Raw genomic sequence first — 21,322 nt, 5'->3', positions numbered from 1 at the left:
GGTGGTATTGACCAATTTTAGTAAAAAGTATAAAGATTTGAGTATATTTTATAAACCAACCTGGTCATTTTAATGATTTCTAGCGGATCTCACCCAACAAAGTCAACGCTCCCAGAAAATTCTTTAACCTTTCGCTACCAAATCTTTAACACTATTTCAGCCTGACATCTTTCGTCAATAGACCACAAAATTCCTGTAACCTTCTTGAAAAGTTGCGGGCTTATGATGACCCTACCAAATCTAATAACGAGGTGTCTTCATTGAAATTCACGAAATTCATTCTGAGCTTTGCGGTAGCCGGTGCCATCATGGGTGGCGTTGCGACAACTGCCAGCGCAGATACTTATAACAACACCAACGCAACTTACAATCAACAAGCCAGCACCAACTATTACAATCCAAATGCCGGCACACCCAAGGCAACGGTCAACAGCAACGATTCAAGAGCCGATGCCGTGGTTAGCCTGGCTAAGCAGCTGGCAACCCAGAACATCCCCTACGTCTGGGGCGGCGAATCGCTCCAAGGCATGGACTGCTCCGGTTTGACCGACTACGTCTACCAAAAAGCAGCCGGCATCAGCCTCGGCCACTACACCGTGACTCAGGAAAGCCACGTTACCAAAGAAGCTGTCTCTGAAGCACAACCGGGCGACCTGTTATTCTGGGGTGATGAAGGTGCCACGCATCACGTTGCCATCTATATCGGCAATAACCAATTTGTGGCCGCACCGCAACCAGGACAGAACGTCGATGTTGAGACGATCAGTAGTGCGTTTATGCCAAGTTTCGCTGGGCATGTGAACGGATAGTGTGCGTAGTAAATTGGTTAGACTTTGAGCATTAGTCAAATACCTTTTCGGCCTTATGCATTCCGAGCCAACTTAATAGCACAAAGACCAGCTAAAAATGAGCTGTACCTCCAATTACCATTAGGAGATACAGCTCATTTTTATGTTTTAAAGGTTTTGCGAAGAATCATTTCAGCACATTAAGATTGCCCGTTTCAATCAAGATAAGCACTAATTCATCGCTATCGATTTGATAAACCACGACCCACTTATCAAGTTGACTACTCGCCTTTCCAATGCGTGCAGGATGAAACTCACGATACCCACGCCATTGCCCAACCAATGGATGATCGTGAATTTTGATCAAAGTGTCGTGATCTTTATTAAGAATTGCACGGAGACAGTCCTCAATCAACTCAACAGGATAATGCTTCTTTTTCAATCGTTTCAAACTTCGTACATATTGTCCAGTTGCCTTAATTTGAAGTTGAGTTATAATTTGTCCGACCACCGTTTGTAATCTTCAACACTTCCAATGTTGAGGGTCTGACCGTGTTCAGCTTCAAACTTCGCTTGCATTGCTTCTGGGGAGTTCAATAGATCGCTCACACCATCTTCTGCGGCTGAGATCAATGCCAATCGAAGATATTCCGAGACTGTAATTCCGACATTGGCTAAATTTTGTTTTGCCTTTTCTGCTATTTTTTCGTTGACTCGGGTAGAAATTGTCTTATTCTTCATATCCACTGCCAATGAAATCACCTCTTTTGATTGTGTAATACCTGCGTCTTACAATAATTATATTCGATTCACACATATCGTCAAGCAATTTATCTGCTTCATTACAACGTCACTCCGCCTTTACCACCTAATGCATTTTTCTTCCAGTCATCCCAAGTAATCAGTTTATAAGCCGCGTCCCAGAAATACCACTCCAAAAGGCAGCTCTTCAAGAATGTCTGCTTGGCTTGCTCCTGCTCACGTGGGGTCGCTGACTCGGCTTCGTGATCGATGATATCAAAGAATTGCTGGATATAGCCGTTTGGCCCCAGAAAATCATCCCCGCTCATTGAAAGGAAACTTTGGAAGGGCTCTTCTTTAACTCTGGTCTGAGTCGCAACAAATTTCCCCAATTCAACGTACATCCACTCCCCCGCCGCAAATGACGGCAAAATCTGCAGGACACTGTGAGTTTGAATGGTGGCTGCCATGTGCTGGCGATAGAGTTGGTTAATCGGCTGAATGGTGGTTTGCTTCAATGATTCCCAGTCATGGGGCATCGACGCCGGTTCCCGTTTGAGCCAATCATCCAGCATATGAAGCTGCATGTCCTGCCGTTTGTGGAACAACAGTGCCTGGTCGGTGGTCGTGCTGTGGTTTATGAGCGCATTGATGACCGCAACTTCGTTATACTCAAAGGCGATGTCCTGCTCGTCGTAGTAACGGAGTTGTTCCTGTGATAACTGCCCTTTGATAATTCCTTGAACAAATGGGTGTTTCTCGTTGGCAATCAAATAGGGTTGAGCTTCAAACAAGATATCTTGGGATAATGACATGGTATTTCCTCCTGTCGTGGCGGGTACCGGCAAAAAAAGACCAGCGGCAGCTAAATTGCCCCTGGTCTTTGCGTGTTTGATGATCCTCATTTGCGTTATAAAAAACATTTTGGATCGGTCTTCCTGCGACAGTCCTAACTGTATCAGGTTCCATGGGTATCATCTCAGCCGTTGGGGCACCCCAGACCACGTATTATATTGTGTTACAGTTTTGATTATAACGGGTTCGGGGTGGAATACAACCGGGAATTTAATGTTCTGTCCTTCAAGATGACAGGTCACTTCGTAACAGTGACAGTCGCCGTTGCCGTTGCGGTCATGCCGTCCATCAGTTTGAAAGTATATGTGGTGTGGTACGTTCCAGGAAGCTTAGTATTTACGTCAGTGGATATTTGAACTCGATCCAACCAATCCCCTCTCTGATAGCTGACACCGGTCCCATCCATCACAGACCAGAGGTAACTTTTTGGATAATAATCGTCCCCAGTAAGAATCTGAGCATCACTGACAAAGATTATCGGTTGAACCCAATTCAAAGTGATCGTGATCACATTCTTGTCTTTGTCAAAACTAACTGCAATTGAGGCATAGTTCATCGGAGTTGGGTCATTAGATTTCAACGTCTGCCCGTCACCAAGATCCTTGAGCTTAGTGGCCGCGGTATCGGGATTCTTGGTCAATTCACTCAAAACACTAGCGTACTGATCTTGATACATCTTCAAAATTTGATTGGAAACGGCTTGGTTCTGGGACGTTCCCAACTCATAAACATTGTAGTTAATTGTCAATGGATTTTTGGCTGGGACCTCAACAGTTTTCGTGACCGTATTTGTCACCGTGTTAGTCACAACCTCAGGCGGCGATTGCACATAATTGGTCACGGTCGTGGTCGTGTTGGTTGGTGGCGTTGTGGCGGCTTTCAGGCTGCTGCTGTTCAACCAACCGTTGAACTCAGGATGAGTGTCATCAACCACATAGTAGAAAGTGCCGTAGTATTGCCTGGTGAGCTGTTTGGCGGCCGTCACCCGCAATTCATCGTTAGCGTATGGCCTGGAGTCAGTCGTCTTTAACCGGGCACCGTATTGAGACCATGGAATTGCCGTCCAGGAGTTGCTCGTCCCCGAAATGCCTGGATTTCCCAGGGTAAATTTTGCGTTTTTTACATCGTCTGGTAACGGAACATCTTTGGTGGTCTGAACGCTGCGGATCCCACCTTGATAGTCGGCCTTGGTCTTTCCCCCGTAGATCCAGCCTCGCCACTTGCCTTCAAAGGAGACGACTTTGTAGTAGACTTGGCCTTTGTTGGTCGTTGCCATGCGGTAGACGTTGAAGAAGTCTTTTGACCGCTGGGAATTGCCGAGTTGCTTGAGCTGTTTGGCTGATGTCACCGCCTTGGCGTTTTTCAATACGCCGGCTTTGTTATAGATCTTGTTCTTGCCGGTAATTGCAACGTTCCTATTGGTGACTTTGGTTGCTGTAATGGGTACGTTTGACGTCACTTTGACCTTCTTAGCTGCGTCGGCTTGAGTTGTAAGGATCATTGTACCAATGGCAAATGCTCCTGCAAGTGCGCCCATAATTTTTAAGTTATTCATATGAATCCCCTCCATAACCCAACTAATATGTTATCACTTTAATTCCGATTATATTATATCAGTCCTACGGGCAAACGCGATGGATAATGCCCTCTAATTCAACTGGCTGTTGGGTTTAGGCATGATTTGCCTCGGTTTTATTACCCTAGGGGAATGGGCTCGGATCGGTATTATTTTATGCACATTCAAATCGCGGACTTGACCTTGCCAAACCAGTTTGTCAAAGTCGGTTAGCTATTTACCAACGAATTGTTCTATAATTAAGGACTAATGAACATTTGGGGGAATGGGCATGCAAACATATGGACTATTATTTGTCATCGCAATTGGCTGTTTTGGACTGGCCTTAATTTGTTTCAGCCTGATTAGCGGCGACCAGGACCCCATGAAAGCACATGCACCCGAAGAACCCCGCTTGTATGAGGGCGCCACCCCGCAATTTGACGTGGAAGTGGAGCCGGGAACCTATCAGTACGATCCGGCAACCGGCGAGACCAACATCCCCAAAAACGAATTTGACTTGTACATGCTCTACACCATCGACAATGTGGACAAAAGGCACCTGCGGCTGACGCCAGCCGATCAAGCGTTGACCGACAAATTGAAAAGTCCGGCAGGCCACTGGGATCAATTTCCCAAGGCCATTCAGCACATGCCGGCGCTCTGGACGATTGCCGGGCATGGTTTGGTGTTGCTGCGAATTAAATAAATCAGATACAAAAAGGACTTGAAGCCAATTTGGCTTCAAGTCCTTTTGCGTTCAGATATTAGGGCTCTACAATATCTGTTGTTGGTAATAGATTTTTATCTATTACTGATGACAGATTTTTTGTTTTTCATTAGAATAAAAAAAGCGGACATTTCCTGTCCGTTCATCAAAACCAACAACCACGAAGATTTTAGAGAAAGAAGGAAATGCCCTATGTCAAATGATACTACGAAAATGTTGTTAGGAATAGATGATGAACACTTAAAAATTGAGAATGGCAAAATAGGTGATGATGGGGTAATCAGATTAAATGGATCACTGAACTATTCTCCCAAGGCCTGCCGCAATTGTGGGGTTATTAATGATCACCAGATCATTGGCTATGGTTGGCGGAAGACCACCATTAGATTCGCTAAAACATTGGGCAGCACGGTTATCCTATGCCTCAATCGGCGAAACTTTCACTGTAAGGCTTGTCATACCAACTTCCTGGCGCAGACGAGTGCAGTGCCGAAGCACTGCACGATTTCAAATACAACCCGGAAACAATGTTTAGAGAAGTTAACGGAACCAGTGAGCCTCAAACACATTGCCAATGAATTGTCCACTTCGGATTCATTCGTTGGTCGGCAGCTCTTGCGCGCTGAACACGACTTTCAAACCAACTGCACTACTTACCCAAAGTTCTCCTCATGGACGAAGTTAAAAGTACTAAGAGCGCCACCGACGCGATGAGCTTTGAATTTATGGACGCGGAAACCCACGAATTGATTGACCTGTTGCCCTTTAGAACCATCTATCAGCTTCAAAAGTACTTCCAACATTATGACCAAGCCGCGCGAGAAAATGTGAAAATTATCGTTACCGATATGAACTATACCTATCCCAAATTGGTTGGGCAGATCTTCCCGAACGCCATCGTTGTCATCGATCCCTTCCACCTGGTTAACGCTTTAAACCGGGCTTTTAATAAGACGCGAGTGCGTCTCATGAAAACCCTGGCCACTTCCTCACGCCAGTATCACGCCTTGAAACGCTATTGGAAACTATTATTAACGCCGGCCAATCACCTTAACTACGAGGCTTTCCGTAAGTGGACAAACTTCCCTTATCCGGCAACTGCCACGGATGTGGTTGATGCTTTACTGGACATTGATCCCGAGCTCAAGCAAACTTACGACGTGATGAATCGGTTACGTGAAACCATCAAAAACCGCGACTGGCCCAACTATAATCAAGCCTTTCACCACCTGCAGGGGTGCTCGGAAGAGATGTTGGCAGCCCTCCAAACCTTGGCGGCTCATCATGATGAAATTGGCAACACTTTCACCCACCACTACACCAACGGGCCATTAGAAGGTTCAAACAACAAGATTAAAGTCATTAAGCGCACTGGATTTGGTTACCGAAACTTCTTCAGATTCCGGCTAAGAGTGCTGTTCGCTTTTCGAGTTCATACAAAAAGAGCCCTAATCACCAAGTGATTAGAACTCCAATATTTTGTTCACCAACAACAGTTGACGAAGAACCGATATTAGTAATTTCCTTGAATGACAAACTTTTTATTTCCTGTGACATAATGACCATTGGTTAACTGATAACGGGTGGTCAAATTATGCTTCACAAGCTTCTTAACGTGCAGTCGAGCACCCTTCTTGTAGTGTTTGGATTTGCCGGTCAAGCTGGCTGAGCGATAGGAATTGATCCCGTGCTTAGCAATTACGGTAAGCTTCTTGTTCTTGGGCATAGTCTGATAATAAGCGCCGCCGACATACTTGTTATTGGCAGTAACGTAGCCGGACTTACCATAAGTCTTCGATCCCTTATTAACATCACGAACCTTGTAGCGCAAAGCACCACCATTGGACTTGTCATACCCGGTCACAACAAACATCGGCCGAGTAGCCCGGGTCTTCTTGGTGTATTTGGCAATTCGGTTATGCTTGGTGAAGTTTGGTGAGCTGTACATGTAGATGGCCTTAGTGGCGTATACGGCGTCACCTTTTACAGCAGCGTAGTTCGGTAAGCCCGTGTTGCCGTTGGGTTGATTTGGTGTCGTTGGGTTCCATGAGTTGTTGGTACTTGGGGCGGTGCTAGCTGGGGTAGTTGATGAGCTACTGTTGCTGGAATTGCCACCGTTGCTTGAAGAACCGGGAATTGTAACCTTTAAAGTTGCGGATTGACTGCCTAACTTGAAAGTGACGTTGTAAGTTCCCGGAACCTTAGTGTTGACTTTGTCAGCGCCAGAAATGGTCATCCCCAATGCTTCAGCGTCTTTAAGACTGGTAATCGGGGCACTAATGGCATTTTCACCAGCATCAGTCAGGGAAACAAAGTAGCTATCAGCATCAAATTTGGCGCCCTGTTTCAAAGTAACTGGCGATTTCAAATTGATGTTGAGCTTTGGTGCCGTGTGCTTCCAGACATAGGTTTCCTTGGCTGGGCGCGGTGTGGCGGTTGGGGCGTATTTGGTGTCAAAATCAGCACTTGTCCAAGTGGCACCTTGTGGATTCGTTACCGTTCCGCTGCCGACGGCCTCCCAGTTGCCCGATTTATCGACAGGCATATTGATGGTCGTTCCAGAAGGTAGGCTTACTGGAACGTAAGTTTGTGTGGATCCAAAGGGGTTAAAGGTTGGTGCTACAACAGCAGTTGGCTCAGAAACCGGTACAAACTTGTCATCGGGTCCCAAAGTCAAAGTGGTCATTTTAGAGCCGGTGTAGCTTACCAATGGGCTTTGAAGGGCAATTTGGTAATCCCCAAACATATTTGAAGTGTCAGTGGCAGCATCCATGTGCCACGAGCTGATGTCCAGGTTGATCATGTTGCTGTTATCGAATAATCCTTCAAAGTTTTTTACACTGTGTACATCTGCAGTGTTAATAAAACTTTGAGCCAGCTGAGTCACCTTCGAGTTGTCTGCAGAGTTACTTGTCGCAAAAAGTTCATGCATATCGGTAACCTGACCAGTTTTCAAATCATTCAAACCAGTAATGGTCGTGATAGGGTCTTCCCAGAACATCGTAGCCATGTTTGAAACATTGCTGGTATCCCATGATGAGATGTTCACCGAATCGAGCTTTTGATTTTCACAGAACAAGGCCTGCATGCTGGTTACACCAGAAACATTCAAATTGTGAACATCAATATTTTCAACATTGGCAAAGTGACAAAACAAGTATTGGATATTCCCACTTGCAACGGGGCTACCAGTCAGAACGATCTTCTTAACGGCACTCACCACATCGGCAGGTAATTGATTAGAGATGTGGGAATTAATCGGCGAATTGTTACCGCCAAATACAAAACTTGCATTAGATAACGTCAATGTTCCATCATCACTGAGAGACCAGTCAAATTGATAATTGTCCTCGGAATTATCTTCGGTGTAATGGCCAGATTGAACTTTGGTACTTGAGTTTAACGTTGACACGTTTTGATTAGTTGGAATGCTTGCCCTGGTCGTCAGAGCGGGTGCACTTAATGCGACTGCTGCCATAACTGCTGCCCCAATAGAGAACTCCCTCAATAACATTTTATGATTACTATTCAAATTTACCCCTCCATAAATATTCAATAATAAATGAAAACGAATTCAATTCACACATGACTATCTTAGTTCACGGCAAACCCGATTTCCACACATTTGTAATAAAGTTATTGACTGACCCATTATGAATATATGTCGCCATAATAAAAACCGTGACAAACGCCTAAGCGCCATCACGGTCTTGTGGATCCATCATTTCATGTAATCGATTCTTCGCCGACAGCCAAAACAATATCGACTGGACGGCATCATACTGCATCAAAGTGGGCTGGCCGGCTGAAGCCAGTTCCAAGCTGGTGGGGTCCGACAATTCCTTGCCGGCCTTGGCAGCCTGCTCGTTAAACATAATCACAAAATTATTGTAGCCGGTCTTGGGCGTGCCATTTCCCAATAAGGTGATCAGGCCGGCCTTCACTTCGTTTAACGTGAAAATGTTCTTCAGCAGCCCCACTACAATTGCGCCGGCCAGCTGCGTCCGCTGATACTTCTTTTTGACCGGCGGCACCAGAATTTTAGCTTTGAAATAATTGTGGAGCATGGTCTTGGTAATTTTGTCGCCGATGATTGGTTCCAGATACTCGTTGGTCAGATCCAACAGCTGGTCCAAGTGCAGTGAAAATGCCGGCAGTTCTTCCCACATTGGCAATCTAATCTGAAGCTCGGTGGTCGTTTTTGGCATCGAACCCCTCCTTCGTTATTCGCCTTCGCCTACCTGCACACCAACCCCAACCAAGCCGGGACCAGTGTGAACCCCTAACGCAGGCGAAACGCTTCCTCGATATATTCTAAGTTGCGGGAAGGCCGAGTGCAAGCGATCATAGACTTTTTCCTGCAGGGGCACGTCGGCACCATTAGCGACGCCGACTCGGACACTCTTGTGGCTGGCGATTATATCAGAGACCAACTGAACCATTTTCGAGATGGCCTTCTGCTCGGAACGGGCTTTGGCAACCGGGAAATAGATTCCTTCAGAGTCGGTCGCGATCACCGGCTTAATGTTAAGCACCGAGCCGATCAGCCCGGCAACTCGGCCGATACGCCCACCTGCCCGCAGGTATTTCAAGCTGGGAATATAGAAAAACGTCCGGCTGTCCTCAACAGACTGCTTGAGAAATTTAATTGTTTCGTCAAACGTCTGACCGCTGTCAATCATTTCTTCAGCGTAGACCGCGAAAAGGCCACTGCCAATCCCAATATTTCTGGTATTGATCACGTCCATCTTGATGTCGGCGTTTTCCCTTGCCACATTGGTGAAAATGCCAAATGTCGTTGAGAGATGTGCCGAAACGGTGATGCCGATGATTCGGTTGAAGCCGCGTTCCTTCAAGCTGGCAACGTGAGCTTCCACGCTCCCTTGAGTGGGTGCGGCAGTCTTGGGAAACTGATCGGCTTGGCCGAGGCGGGCATAAAATTCTTCCGGGGTAATATCGACATTGTCACGGTATTCCTCGCCGGCCATGGTCACCAGCATTGGGGCAACTTCAATATTATCGTATTGTTTCAGCAATTCTGCCGGCACATCGGAACCGGAATCAGCGAGAATGGCAATCTTTTCGGACATTTGAAATCTCCTTTGATATTTACGTAGTTTCCAATACTATTTATGTAGTATTGTATACCACGTGGGTGGGTTGTCAATACTAGAGTGCAGCACAAGGCGCAGAAATGACTGACAATCAGTTATTTCCGCGCCTCTTAGAGTGCTGATCTCTCAGGAGAATCTAAAAAGTAATACCCATTTGTTTCAAATTATAAGTTGGCCCAATCTCAACTGTGTGTGTCGCTTCCTTTACTCGATACAAGATTGCGTAATGGTCGCCGATAATAATTTGCTTAGTCGGTACTGGAATGCGATATTTTTCATCGACGTTGGCAAAACGATTTGGAAATATCTTGAGTGAAGCCACTGCGGTATTAATATCTGAGACAAAGGTCTGAATTTTGCCGGCATCAATGCCAATGCTCTCCCAGATGGCGATTGTCTGTTTTAGGCTTATTTGAAAATCGTTTGAGAACGACAATTCATATGGATCCATTATTTATGCCAACCGTACTTGCCAAAGATGCGGACCATATCATCTTCAGTCAAAACATTTCCTGTTTCAAAATCTTTGAAGCTATTTTCAACAATCTCTCTAACTCTCGCATTTTGCGCTTCTTGTGTGTCTAAAATAATTTTGTCCCCCTCTTGAGTGTACTCCAGCTCATCACCCTCGTGGACACCGCTTTCCTTAGGTAGAAGAACCCCGAGTGAGTTGCCAATTTTTCGAACCTTAACTTTAGCCATTCGATCTCCTCCCAACTGATGTTATAACATAATTATAACATGAGCATGGTTCGATCAGCACATTCATGATATACGAAAAAAGCCCTCCCGTTTATTCGCAGGAGGACTTAAAATTGTCATTCAAACTATTATTCGTAACTTAAACTCTCAATTGGATCCAATCGAGCAGCCGAGGCCGCTGGGGCTAGTGCTGCCAGTAAGGAAATGACAATGGCAACCACAAAGCCGAAAATGACATTTCCGGGGGTGATTTGCATGATTGAATAATTGATTCCTCGCTGGGCAATGTTATTGGCCACTACCTGCAGCAGTTCCGCCAACGCAATCGCCAAAGCTGATGAGAACAAGCCAATGAAGAAGGCTTCTGAGAAGAACAGGTTTCGGATGCTTCCCTTTGAAGATCCCAAGGCCCGCAGAATTCCAATTTCCTTGGTTCGCTCGGAGACACTGATGTAGAGCACCACAATGATCATGATGGCAGATACCAACAGCGAGATTCCGGCAATCGTTGCCAAGACGTTAACTGCGAGGGTGATATAAGTGTTCAGCGTATCAACGAAGCCGCCGACACCGGTGATTTGATAAGCGGCCTTTTTCTTGTCGTTCTTGTAGGCCTTGATCTTATTCTCGACCGGCTTGACGTTCTTAACGTTACCGGCGATTTCGACGGTCACAAAATTAGGCTGAATCTTGATGCCCTTTGAGTTGTAAAGTGACTTCATCGTGCTGTATGTGACCGAGGTCGACCCGGTATTTGCTTTGGCAATTCCGCTGACCTTCAGTGATTTCGTCAGCATAACCGGACGTTTCTTCTTATTAAGCGTGTTCTGATAAAATGTGACCCGCTTACCGATCAACGAATATGGATGCTTTTTATTAAGCTTTTCAGCGTATTCCTTGGTCAGCATAATCTCGCCGTTCTTTGGCGCATGCCCCTTGGCAATGCTCTTGGTCAGCATCGTTTTATTATGGGTCTGCATAAATGAGATTGAAGCCGTTTTATGACCACGTCGCAGCTGGGTGCCACTCTGAACAAAGTAGCCATCGTCGATGCTCTTCACATTTTTGATATCCTTGAATCGGTTCTTGTCTTTGGTGGTCACGTTAATCTTGCTTGGATCGGTACTGGCATCAGCCGACACGTTTTTAGTGACCTGAACAGCGTTGGGGTTCACCTGCGAGTATATTTCATGGTTGATGTATCCTTGAACCCCATTACCCAGTCCCAGCATGACAATCACACTAAAGATTCCAATGGCGGCGCCAAAGACAATCAGCAGGTTTCGCTTGAGGTTATAGCGCATGTTTTCCAAGGCCATCTTCAAGGTTGCGCCAAATCTCAGCGTGTGAGTTGCCAGCTCATTGGCTTGAGACTTCTCATAACCTGGCTTTAAGGTGGTGTCTTCGCTGATCTTCCCATCAGCTAGGCGGACAATCCGCGTCCCGTGGTTGGCAACCGTCTCCGAGTGGGTCACGGTGATCACCAGCTTGCCGTCTTTGGCAATTTGGTCCAGTAAGGACAGAATTTCTTGGGTATTTTGGCTGTCCAAAGCACCGGTTGGCTCGTCAGCGATGATGATTTCAGGATCGGATGCCAATGCTCTGGCAATTGCAACCCGCTGCTTTTGGCCGCCGGAAAGCTGATTGGGATATTTTTTCATGTGGTCTTTCAAGCCGACCTGTTCCAACAGCTGGCGGGCACGGGCCTCCTGCTGCTTATGGCTGAGTTTGGTCATCTGCAGTGACACCATGACGTTGTTGAAAACAGTCAGGTGACTGATCAGATCAAAGTTTTGAAAAATAAAACCAATCGTTTGTCTCCGGTAGGCATCCAATTGCTTGGCAGTATCGTGGCGGAGCGATTTGCCGTTCAAAACGACGTCGCCGGCATAATTACTGTCCAAGCCGCCGATGATGTTCATCAACGTCGTTTTCCCACCACCGGATTCTCCGACAATCGAGACGAACTCCCCTTGATTAAAGGAAAGGTCGATCCCAGTCAAAACCGGGAATTCCTGGTTGGCAAGGTAATAGGATTTTTTAATGTTATGCAGCTCTAAGTAGCTCATGTGGTCCTCCAATTCGTGACGTTCATTTAACATATTTGTACATTCTAACGCAATTTACCAGCTTTGAATACGGTGTGATTCCTCATAGTGGTAATTATGAGTGCAAAAAATCGGTGCAAAGTGTTCACCTTTGCGCCGACTGTTGATTTGTCCTTTAATATTGAGATAGTTGCCTACTACTGCTGCTTTGCACCAAACAAAGTATCAATCAATTGCTCGCGCTTCAAAATGGTTGGCGTGCCAAATGCCTTTAAGCTTAAGTCTGCCAGGGTCGCGATTAAGTAATCGACAACCGGTTGGGCGAAGCTGTCTCGCAAGTTTTTGTCATCGTCAATTGTCTTTTGAATAGCATCGTTATCCGTCAAGCTGCCTGGCACCTGATACACACCGGCAATGGTTGCTGTGAAATAGCTTTTGGCTAATTCATCGTCATACAATTTGAAAGTCGAGACAACTTGAACGACACTCATGGTTGATTTGTCTGCCGGGTCGTTAGGCAATGCCAAACGGGTTTCAGCATTGATCTGCGGGCCCTTTTGCGGGTTAAAATTACTCCGGTCAAAGCCCAAACCATCCAAACGAACGCCCATTAACTGCCAATTATCATTTTCTGCCAATTTATTTACCACCTTATATTTATTCGAATGTACTACGCTTTCATCGTATCATATCCGGGAAATGATTTACATCAGTTAAGCAAAAATAAAGCCACATCGAATCTTCATGAATCCCAATTTTTCTCAGCATTTAACTTGTCAATAATTCGCTGGTACGCTTTCAGCCCATGACTGTTAATAATCAAGCCTTTATGCTGTTCGACAATCGTCGACAAAGTGTAGGTGTGTTCAAGCATTCGTAACAGTGTATCTTGAATTTGAGAATGTAATACTAATCCATTCTCAATTTCAGATAATGTACTATAACTTATTCCTAAAATGGCTGACACTTCACGTAAACTCAATCTCAGATGTTCTCTGACTTTTTTAATCTCTCTTGGTTGCAGGAAGCCAACTTTTTCACGATAGATCTGATAATCAGCCCGCAAATTCACATCAGGATTGTCAAATGGGACTTCAAAGTTCTGAGGATCATGAATGTCCAGCCCCTCTTCGACAAGGTAGTAGTGTGGACTGTTGAAAGATATATTTCTCACAGTCACGGATTCAGAAATTTGAATTTTCTGATATTTGATCTTTTGGTCAGAAATCGGATCATATTCAGTAATGACTGAATTTACTTTTACAGGATTCATATTAGTTGCCTCCCCTGTCATACATTCAACTCAATAAAATTTCCAAAGTCGTTTCTATCAGACTCATGAAATGATTCGAAAATTATGAATTGTTAATCATTGCGGACGACGAGTGAAAACTTGATGTACATATTAGAATCATAAAGCGGCACCAAAAAGTCATACACAACCCCATCTGATTGTCCCGGAAAATAACTGGGAGATGGGCCACGAAATCTTGTTAACTTCGAGGTACTCAGAGCCTGAACAGCATCTTTCAGTGCCTTTTGAAAGGTAATTCCGTGGTCTCGCAAGTAAGCTTCTGTCTTCTCAGAATGAAGTCCGTATCCATGTCGTCCAGGGCGCCTTAAAATATCACCCTTACGATATGCACTTTCAATCTGATTGATTGCCAATTTTGCATATTCTCTGTTAAATTGCATTTTCAAAATTCCGTCTGTTACTCTATGGTAACAATAATTTTACCATAGGAATCAACCTCACACAACAAAACAGCATTTACATCCCCACCTGTAAGCGCTATATTATTCACAACGAGTTTTTACTAAAACAAGCTAAAAAAGGAGCATTTGACATTGAATAATCAATCCACTAACGGCGGCTATCTCTTCGTGTTTTTTACTGGAACAGAAGACAGCCCATCCGCTGAACAACTATACTTTGCCTTAAGTCCAGACGGTCTTCACTGGACCGACATCAACCACAACCAGCCGGTTCTAACATCGACGATTGGTGAGCGCGGCGTCAGGGATTCCTTCATCATGCGCAGACAGGACGGCCATTTCACCATCATGGCCACCGACCTGTCTATTTATCATCGCGGCGGCTGGGGTCAGGCCAAAGCCACTACCACCGGGTCCAAGGATTTGATTTTCTGGGATTCAGCTGATCTACTGAGTTGGTCCACTCCTCGCGCCGTTCGCATGGTCGGTGAGGACACCGGCTGTGTTTGGGCACCGGAAGCAATTTATGATCCGGCTCATGAAGCCTACTTTGTCTTTTGGTCATCCCCCAACCAGCAAACCCACAAAATGGAAATCTGGCGGGCATACACTAAAGACTTCCAGCACTTCGAATCAACCGCAACTTACGCCGTTGCCAAGAATCCAAAAAATGATTTGATCGACATGACCATGGTCAAAGCTGGCGGCCAATTCGTCCGCGCATCCCGTGACGGAACAATTCCAATTGAACAGTCACCTTCACTAACTGGCGATTGGCAGCAGGTGACCGCCCTTCAAGATTTAGACTTGGGCATTCAAGGTGATACGGTAGAAGGCCCGGAAATTGTTTGGCTGGCTGATCAGCAAAAATGGTGCATTTACGTCGACCAATTCGACAACGGTCGCGGCTACCTGCCAATTTTGACGTCTGATCTAACCAGCAGCAATCCCACCGACTGGGAGGTCGCGCCAGACTATGACTTCGGCCAACTCAAGAAGCGTCACGGTTCGATCATGGCCTTAACCCCACAGGAATACGCTAACTTGGCTGCCAAATATTAATTCGATTAGAATTCTGCGTTGATTTGTCATATCATAGATAGGAAAGATTGAAAATAACGCAATGGAGTTGAATCATGACAATTAACGAAATGTTGGCTGAAATCAAGTCATATCAAGCAAAACTACACTTGGCGGACGATTATCTTTTCAATATCGTCGAATTTGACCCGGACGAAATCAAGGCCTACTACGCTGGAACCGCACCGGAAAGTGCTTACCGGCAGACTTTGACGCAGATCAAACGCCTTTATCTGTTGAGCCTCTTACCGGCTGAATTACTCAAGCGAATCAATGAAGCAAGAGAAGGTGCCGGGGTTTCTGAGGCGGATGCTTTCAAGACGATGGCAATTGATGACGACAAACTAGCAGATTTCAAGGCCGGCAACCTGCCAACGATGAACTACGTCACAGCGCTTAATGCACTGCAGGCGCAATATTCACATAAATAATAAACACGAAAAAGCCGGGATAAAGAAAACTTTATCTCGACTTTTTAGGTTATATGATGCAGTGTTTTTGATTAATCTCACCTGGCAAATGAGACCGCGTCAATAATCCCAGCCAGATCTTTATTGATCCGTTTGGTCACATCTGAAATCAAATGATACTGGTCGGACTTCATGACTTCTTTAAGCCGCAGTTCGATGGTTTCGGCCTCCTGCTTGGGAAAAATTTGGTGCACCAAACCTGAATTGACGAGCAAAATTGCCAACATGGAATTCTTCTCCGACGGTTCTTTTTTAGCGATCGCATCTTGATACAGTTGCGTTAAGATGCGATCCGTCAGTGTTTGATTATCGTAATAGGTCTTGTGGTCAACTTCCAGATAGCCTGCTTTAACCAGCGAATCACAAATCGCTTCGGCAATCTTGGTGACCCGGCGTTTCCGGACCGACAGAACCGCGTCGCGAACATAATTGTTGACTGACTCCGGCTGCCGTTTCTTGATGTCTTCAGTGAGCGGCACTAAATAATCCGCCGGTGCCTTAGTCACTTGGGCAACCACCATTCGATTGGCAGGCGTCAATTCCATCGCCCCAGCACGCAACAGTTCAACAATTTCTGATAATAACAAACACGCAGCGACTTTGCGGTCCTTGAATGCACTCAATTTTGGCTTTTGATTCAGCACGCACAGCACAAATTCCTGGGTATAATTCAGCCCGTCCATGATGACAACCCCCTCGTTTCGATTGTTTCAACTACCTAAAAAATAGCCTATTTGCAGAACCTAATCAAGAAATTACTTTTTCTTTTTGCCGGCAAAATACTATACTAAAATAGAAACACAGTTGAGGAGGTTACATTTTGCTTTATATGAATATCCATCTCATTTCATGGATCCTATTAATGATTACCGCAATTTTGGCATTTGTTCTGAAAGATAAGCTTTCAATGATTTTCATGATGATTACCCGTGTGCTGTACATTCCGATCCTGGTTTCCGGCTTCATGCTGGCCCTTTATCGGGTACCACGAGATCCGGTGCTGGGCAGCCTGAAGGTCATCTTGGGCCTGGCCGTCATCGCATTATTGGAAATCGGCTTTGCCCGCAAGAGTCATCATAACCTGGCAAGTAATATCGTCTGGACGCTGGTGGTTGTCTTCGCATTGACCAGTGTCTTGGGCCTTTATCTGGCTGACTGGTATTTCTTCTGATTACCAAATTGAATAGCGAGTCATCAGGCTGCGACAGAATGAAAATTGTGCCGCAGCCCTTTTTTGAATACCGCATTAGTCGTGGCGTATGCTGGCACTTTGAGGCATCATTGATTGAGAACGTGATTGATAAATGACCTGTTTGATTATCACTTTATCGTTATAGCAGTATTGTGTTTTAATAATATGATGATATAATGCTCTATTAAAGTAACTGTTTTGATATATCAGGTTACAAATTTTAATCCGGAGAAATGCTCATGAAAAGAACGATCATCCGACTGCTCACTATGTTCACCGTCACTGTAACCTTTGGTCTTTCCCATCCAGTTGTGGCCGAAACCACCGATGACACCCCGCAAATTAACACGGCCATCGAATACGTCAAACGTGTTAAAACGACAACCCAGCAGACAGAATCACCGGCCCAGGCTTCCGTCAGGACTACCAACGATTCCAACACCACACCTGCTAAATATCGGTGGGCGGACACAACCATTACATATAAGATTGATACTGGGTCAGCGTATTACCAAAACGTTTGGCAACAGGCTATCAACAAGTGGAACGATACCAACATTGTTCATTTAACCGCAGCAAGCCAGAATCCTGATATCACGCTGGCCGTTGATAATACGGATAATTTAGACTATGCTGGGATGACGACCGTCAAGTATTATCAGAAACAGAAGAACAATTTGTTCTTGTTGGCGCCATCCACTTCAACGATTTACGCCAATAACTGTAGTCTCTTCAAATACACGACGACAGAAAGAATCCACGTCGGCGAGCACGAACTCGGCCATGCATTGGGATTGCAGCATTCTGACGATACAGACAGCATCATGTATCCAACGGTTGCCGACAACGACATCACTTCGGCAGACATTGCCGGTTTGGCTCAGGCATATGCAGGGTAATAAAAGAGAGTGCGGCACGAGGCGTTTTGATCCCAGAATTTAAGCGGAGAAGCGAGTTATTCCTGTTTTTGGAATGACTTGTTTCTCCGCTTAAATGGCCGGGATCAGCCGATTGTTGCACGTTTAAACTAGATATCATTGGAGCCCAAGAGAGGCCGAGACGTAACCTCACAATAGTTATGTCTCGGTCTCTTTTTTGATTGGCGGACTATTTAATTGTTTTGACAAATTAGGCCTACTGCCTGGTAATGTCACCTTTGAGATGACGATTTTGCCCCAACAAAAAATAGCAGCCGCAAACTCGCGACTGCTACTCATAAACATCAAACAGGAAATTCCTGCTCTCACCTATTTAATTAATTCAAAGGATTAGTCGATTGCATCAACTCAGGTGGCCACAATGCCAGCAAGTATCCGTAACCGTCTTGGTCAAACGCTAAGCTTTCAAACTCACGACCGGAATCGAAGGCTTGATAGTGGATATCGTCTGCCGAGAAGTTTCCGCTTTGAACGCCTGATGTTGGCACTGAGGTCAAGATATCATCAGAAACGAAGTACAAACGGTTATTGGCAGGGTTAACGGCAACTCCTTGGTTCGTGGAACCGCCACGCTTGCCGACCATTGATGATGAAGCCTGGAAGCTGACACCATTTTCATCAAGCCGTCCGTAGAAGAACATGTAACCACCGTTCAACTTACGGCCCCAATAAGCATTTCCTTTACTGTCAAATGCCAGTGTGTGAAGCTGCAAGTTGGCAGAGTCGCCATGATACATCTTGAAGTTGTATTCACGGATTGGTTTCAAGGTATTCGGATCCATTTCAAGAACCGTGTTGTTATCATCCCGTGATGCCAAATCAGTCAACGTGTTATCTTCAGCTAAATAGATGTGCTTGTTTTGTGGGTTGTATGACAATGTTTGACCATGGCCAATATCAACTTCTGGAGACAACTGTGCTGTCTGGGCAATATCAACGTATTTGAACATGTCAGGGTTTTGCGCCTTGGCGTCGTCAATTTGTCCTTGATAAGTATCGATTTGAGATTGAATACTATTGATCTTGGTATTGTACTTGGCAATCTTAGCCTTGTGTGACTGATAAGATTTCATCCAAGTTGCCATCTTTGAAGTAGCTGTCTTCACAGTCTTCTTAGCCTTGGCCCGGGTATTGTATGAATACTTATATGACTTGGAAATCTTGGTATACTTGGCTTTCTTGTTCTTCCAGTAGTAATACCACTTTTGAGCGTTCTTCTTCCAGTTGTTCTGGTTATTTTGCCAGGACTTATTCTGATTCAAAGTCGTCGTCAAGGTCTGAACCTTGTCAAATGCACCTTGTAATTGCGCGTTGACCTGGTTGTACTCATCGTTATGAGCTTGACCGTCTGTCGTATACGGGTTGAAGTAATCAAATGCCCGCCACAGCAGTAAAACATCCGATCCAACGCCTAACTGTTGAAGCTTAGCCATGTTGAACTTAACAATTGCCCCCTGGTTGGTGTTGGTACCATTTGATTCGATGAAGTAAATGTTCCCATCGCCATCAAGTGTGACACTTTGGAAGTTACCATGTTGATAGTTGGAAACATTGAAGCCATCTGGTAAGAAGAACTTCGTCTTAAATGTATTGCTTTGTGAACTGCCGGCAATTGTATTGTACGAGTTGCCGTAGTTGTAACCAGTTGGATCCAATGAATACTTGGTATACTTCTTGCTTGTGTTACCCTGCGGTGTTGAGTTGTTAACCACGTTGAGTGAATTCTCATCGTAGTCCTTCAATACGTTCCCTGCATTGACCTGCGGAATCGAACCCGCAGTCCCAGGATTGGCAATCACGTCGGCGCTGGCAGTTGGTGCAGCGACACCAAAAATGCCGGCGGACACGAACAGGAACGCAGCCGTAAGGGCTAACTTAAAATGTCCTTTCATTCAATCTCACCCCAATTAAATATTTTGAAAATAAAAACGTGTTCATGTTCTATTAAAACGGCTTTCCGCCAAAATCACAAGTTTTATGCATGGATTTTATCCAAACCTAATAATTGTAACTTGGAGGTAATCTTCGAGTAATATCAATTTTGTACATATTTGATACCCAATGTTTACACTTAATTTACATTGCCGGAGTACCCTTTAGATGGTAATAGATAAGCATATTTGGGGAGCGTTTATCATGAAAAAATCGACAATCACGATTATCTTAACGCTGATTTTTGTAGGCACCATCGGGCTTTCCGGTGTCGTCTCCCATCATCGAGAAGATGCCTCGGCTTCAAATCCAAGCGAAGTGGCCCAACCATTTCGCGGTGCCTGGTATGGCAACCAATCTAACATTTATTTTGGAAAGCACAGTGTCAAAATTCATTCTGACGAGACTTCTTATGACCGCTCCGGCAGCTACTTCGTCTTCGGACCGACTTCGACGACTGACTGGAAAGCGTTTGGAACACCCAACACCAGCGACGTTAATTTGGCCCGGGTCACCAACAAAGATGTGGCCGGTTTTGTTCAACCGGTTCTAGAAACCTACAAGGGTAAGGTAAACGGGCCCGGCCCTTATCAAGTCTCGTATTACACCCGCAACAATACCGACGTCATGAAGACCATGACCGGCGAAGTTAACCACCTGCCCCACGCAACCGTTGAGGGCTTTAACATGGAATAATTGGCCAACATCACTCAATAGCAGCACGTAAGCGGATAGCACAATCCTGGAAAATCACAGGAGTGCGCTATCCGCTTAATTGTCTATTTCAACTGATTGCGAAGCCCTTACTTTTCAAAGGTTTCGTTCATTACTTTAACCGTTCTAAAGATATCATCACTTTGGGCAATCATGGAAATCACCGAAACACCGGCGACCCCGGTTTGGGGAAGCTCGACAATATTTTGCTCGGTAATGCCGCCAATTGCGACCACTGGCAGTTGGCTCGCCTTAACCAAAGTTGCCAGCCCATCGACGCCAATCACCGGATCGGCGTCGGCTTTAGACCCGGTTGGAAAGACCGGGCCGCTGCCAAGATAGCTGATACCGTCAATGTGATTGGCGATGTTAACCTGCTCTTTGGTGTCACAGGACAAGCCGACAAACATCGACTGGCCGACTGCTTCGATGACTTTGGTGACCCGCTCATCCTTTTGGCCGACGTGAACGCCGTCCGCGTTGGTTTTAACTGCCAAGTCAACGTCATCATCGACGATAAATGGAATCTCATAATCACTGCACATTTCCCGCAAGTCGGCGGCCATTTCGTCCCGCTTGGCACCGGATAAGGAGCCGGGTCCCTTCTCACGATATTGAAAGGCGGTGATGCCGGCCTCCATCGCTTGTTTGGCAATTTCTTGCAGCGTCTTGGTTTGATCCTTCACATCTTGGGTGCCGGCAATAAAGTAAGCTCGCAGCATCCCCGGTTCAAATTGCATGCCCATC

At 45.5% G+C, this 21,322-nt stretch carries 22 protein-coding genes, 2 pseudogenes and 1 riboswitch; of the genes and pseudogenes, 8 read left to right on the top strand and 16 right to left on the bottom strand.

The features are described from left to right. Positions 1 to 455: 455 nt before the first annotated feature. Positions 456 to 809, top strand: a pseudogene (locus KE627_RS08615) (C40 family peptidase); the annotation flags it as partial. A gap of 166 nt (positions 810 to 975) precedes the next feature. Here the strand turns inward: KE627_RS08615 and KE627_RS08610 are convergent. The 4 genes from KE627_RS08610 to KE627_RS08595 form a co-directional block, all read right to left on the bottom strand. Next, positions 976 to 1,299: a type II toxin-antitoxin system YafQ family toxin gene (locus tag KE627_RS08610; protein WP_225424187.1), complete on the bottom strand. Its 324-nt coding sequence runs from the start codon at positions 1,297 to 1,299 to the stop codon at positions 976 to 978. Then, the gene (locus KE627_RS08605; protein ID WP_153107379.1) at positions 1,281 to 1,529 is read right to left on the bottom strand and encodes a type II toxin-antitoxin system RelB/DinJ family antitoxin; all 249 of its coding nucleotides are present in this window, start codon (positions 1,527 to 1,529) and stop codon (positions 1,281 to 1,283) included. Before KE627_RS08605 ends, KE627_RS08610 begins: the two co-directional genes overlap by 19 nt. 101 nt (positions 1,530 to 1,630) lie before the next feature. Next, positions 1,631 to 2,344 (bottom strand): TenA family protein, encoded by a 714-nt coding sequence (locus tag KE627_RS08600; RefSeq protein WP_013727370.1) that lies wholly within the window; start codon positions 2,342 to 2,344, stop codon positions 1,631 to 1,633. Between the two features lie 103 nt (positions 2,345 to 2,447). Next, positions 2,448 to 2,538: riboswitch (TPP riboswitch) on the bottom strand. A gap of 84 nt (positions 2,539 to 2,622) precedes the next feature. Next, positions 2,623 to 3,939: an immunoglobulin-like domain-containing protein gene (locus KE627_RS08595; RefSeq protein ID WP_013727369.1), complete on the bottom strand. Its 1,317-nt coding sequence runs from the start codon at positions 3,937 to 3,939 to the stop codon at positions 2,623 to 2,625. Positions 3,940 to 4,231: 292 nt separating this feature from the next. On the opposite strand from KE627_RS08595, the gene KE627_RS08590 reads away from it, so the two are divergent. Then, positions 4,232 to 4,648, top strand: coding sequence for a hypothetical protein (locus tag KE627_RS08590; RefSeq protein WP_056938806.1), 417 nt, complete (start codon positions 4,232 to 4,234; stop codon positions 4,646 to 4,648). Positions 4,649 to 4,861: 213 nt separating this feature from the next. Next, a pseudogene (locus KE627_RS12525) lies at positions 4,862 to 6,132 on the top strand (ISL3 family transposase). A gap of 50 nt (positions 6,133 to 6,182) precedes the next feature. Here KE627_RS12525 and KE627_RS08580 read toward each other — a convergent pair. The 9 genes from KE627_RS08580 to KE627_RS08540 all read right to left on the bottom strand — a co-directional run bounded on the left by KE627_RS08580 (position 6,183) and on the right by KE627_RS08540 (position 14,228). Continuing rightward, the gene (locus KE627_RS08580) at positions 6,183 to 8,147 is read right to left on the bottom strand and encodes a DUF5776 domain-containing protein (RefSeq protein WP_225424202.1); all 1,965 of its coding nucleotides are present in this window, start codon (positions 8,145 to 8,147) and stop codon (positions 6,183 to 6,185) included. A 214-nt stretch (positions 8,148 to 8,361) separates the two neighbouring features. Further along, the gene (locus KE627_RS08575; protein WP_013727367.1) at positions 8,362 to 8,877 is read right to left on the bottom strand and encodes a DUF1836 domain-containing protein; all 516 of its coding nucleotides are present in this window, start codon (positions 8,875 to 8,877) and stop codon (positions 8,362 to 8,364) included. A gap of 15 nt (positions 8,878 to 8,892) precedes the next feature. After that, positions 8,893 to 9,759 (bottom strand): DegV family protein, encoded by an 867-nt coding sequence (locus KE627_RS08570; protein WP_013727366.1) that lies wholly within the window; start codon positions 9,757 to 9,759, stop codon positions 8,893 to 8,895. A gap of 160 nt (positions 9,760 to 9,919) precedes the next feature. Next, positions 9,920 to 10,234 (bottom strand): plasmid stabilization protein, encoded by a 315-nt coding sequence (locus KE627_RS08565; protein WP_013727365.1) that lies wholly within the window; start codon positions 10,232 to 10,234, stop codon positions 9,920 to 9,922. Then, positions 10,234 to 10,485, bottom strand: coding sequence for an AbrB/MazE/SpoVT family DNA-binding domain-containing protein (locus KE627_RS08560; RefSeq protein WP_013727364.1), 252 nt, complete (start codon positions 10,483 to 10,485; stop codon positions 10,234 to 10,236). The genes KE627_RS08565 and KE627_RS08560 overlap by 1 nt, the downstream gene beginning before the upstream one ends. 128 nt (positions 10,486 to 10,613) lie before the next feature. Then, entirely contained in the window at positions 10,614 to 12,554 is a 1,941-nt protein-coding gene (locus KE627_RS08555; protein ID WP_056939010.1) for an ABC transporter ATP-binding protein/permease, read from the bottom strand. 176 nt (positions 12,555 to 12,730) lie between these two features. Beyond that, positions 12,731 to 13,171, bottom strand: a complete 441-nt coding sequence (locus tag KE627_RS08550) for a hypothetical protein (RefSeq protein WP_056939011.1) — start codon at positions 13,169 to 13,171, stop codon at positions 12,731 to 12,733. A 104-nt stretch (positions 13,172 to 13,275) separates the two neighbouring features. After that, entirely contained in the window at positions 13,276 to 13,806 is a 531-nt protein-coding gene (locus KE627_RS08545) for a helix-turn-helix domain-containing protein (protein WP_013727361.1), read from the bottom strand. 92 nt (positions 13,807 to 13,898) lie between these two features. After that, a complete protein-coding gene (locus KE627_RS08540; protein ID WP_013727360.1) occupies positions 13,899 to 14,228 on the bottom strand; it encodes a hypothetical protein in 330 nt (109 codons plus the stop codon). Between the two features lie 153 nt (positions 14,229 to 14,381). Here KE627_RS08540 and KE627_RS08535 point away from each other — a divergent pair, with 153 nt between their 5' ends. Both KE627_RS08535 and KE627_RS08530 read left to right on the top strand, forming a co-directional pair. After that, a complete protein-coding gene (locus KE627_RS08535; protein ID WP_056939012.1) occupies positions 14,382 to 15,311 on the top strand; it encodes a glycoside hydrolase family 43 protein in 930 nt (309 codons plus the stop codon). A 74-nt stretch (positions 15,312 to 15,385) separates the two neighbouring features. Continuing rightward, positions 15,386 to 15,760 carry a hypothetical protein gene (locus KE627_RS08530; RefSeq protein WP_056939013.1) on the top strand — a complete coding sequence of 125 codons (375 nt, stop codon included), beginning with the start codon at positions 15,386 to 15,388 and terminating at the stop codon, positions 15,758 to 15,760. A 77-nt stretch (positions 15,761 to 15,837) separates the two neighbouring features. Here KE627_RS08530 and KE627_RS08525 read toward each other — a convergent pair whose 3' ends face one another. Next, a complete protein-coding gene (locus KE627_RS08525) occupies positions 15,838 to 16,482 on the bottom strand; it encodes a GPP34 family phosphoprotein (protein WP_013727357.1) in 645 nt (214 codons plus the stop codon). A gap of 146 nt (positions 16,483 to 16,628) precedes the next feature. Here KE627_RS08525 and KE627_RS08520 point away from each other — a divergent pair, with 146 nt between their 5' ends. Continuing rightward, on the top strand, positions 16,629 to 16,970 hold the full coding sequence (locus tag KE627_RS08520; protein WP_225423923.1) for a YisL family protein: 342 nt from the start codon (positions 16,629 to 16,631) through the stop codon (positions 16,968 to 16,970). Positions 16,971 to 17,230: 260 nt separating this feature from the next. Then, on the top strand, positions 17,231 to 17,890 hold the full coding sequence (locus KE627_RS08515) for a matrixin family metalloprotease (protein ID WP_013727355.1): 660 nt from the start codon (positions 17,231 to 17,233) through the stop codon (positions 17,888 to 17,890). Between the two features lie 356 nt (positions 17,891 to 18,246). Here the strand turns inward: KE627_RS08515 and KE627_RS08510 are convergent, their stop codons facing one another. Further along, complete coding sequence (locus KE627_RS08510; protein ID WP_056939014.1) at positions 18,247 to 19,821, bottom strand: hypothetical protein; 1,575 nt, start codon at positions 19,819 to 19,821, stop codon at positions 18,247 to 18,249. A 244-nt stretch (positions 19,822 to 20,065) separates the two neighbouring features. Between KE627_RS08510 and KE627_RS08505 the strand changes: the two genes are divergently transcribed. Next, complete coding sequence (locus KE627_RS08505) at positions 20,066 to 20,557, top strand: hypothetical protein (protein WP_225424201.1); 492 nt, start codon at positions 20,066 to 20,068, stop codon at positions 20,555 to 20,557. 107 nt (positions 20,558 to 20,664) lie between these two features. Here KE627_RS08505 and thiE read toward each other — a convergent pair whose 3' ends face one another. After that, positions 20,665 to 21,321 (bottom strand): thiamine phosphate synthase, encoded by a 657-nt coding sequence (gene thiE, locus KE627_RS08500; protein WP_056939015.1) that lies wholly within the window; start codon positions 21,319 to 21,321, stop codon positions 20,665 to 20,667. Between the last annotated feature and the right edge of the window lies 1 nt (position 21,322).

The organism is Lentilactobacillus buchneri (genome assembly GCF_018314255.1).
Lineage (GTDB): Bacteria > Bacillota > Bacilli > Lactobacillales > Lactobacillaceae > Lentilactobacillus > Lentilactobacillus buchneri.
The sequence above is the reverse complement of the archived record's forward strand: the minus strand, read 5'-3'. Positions and strand labels throughout refer to the sequence as shown.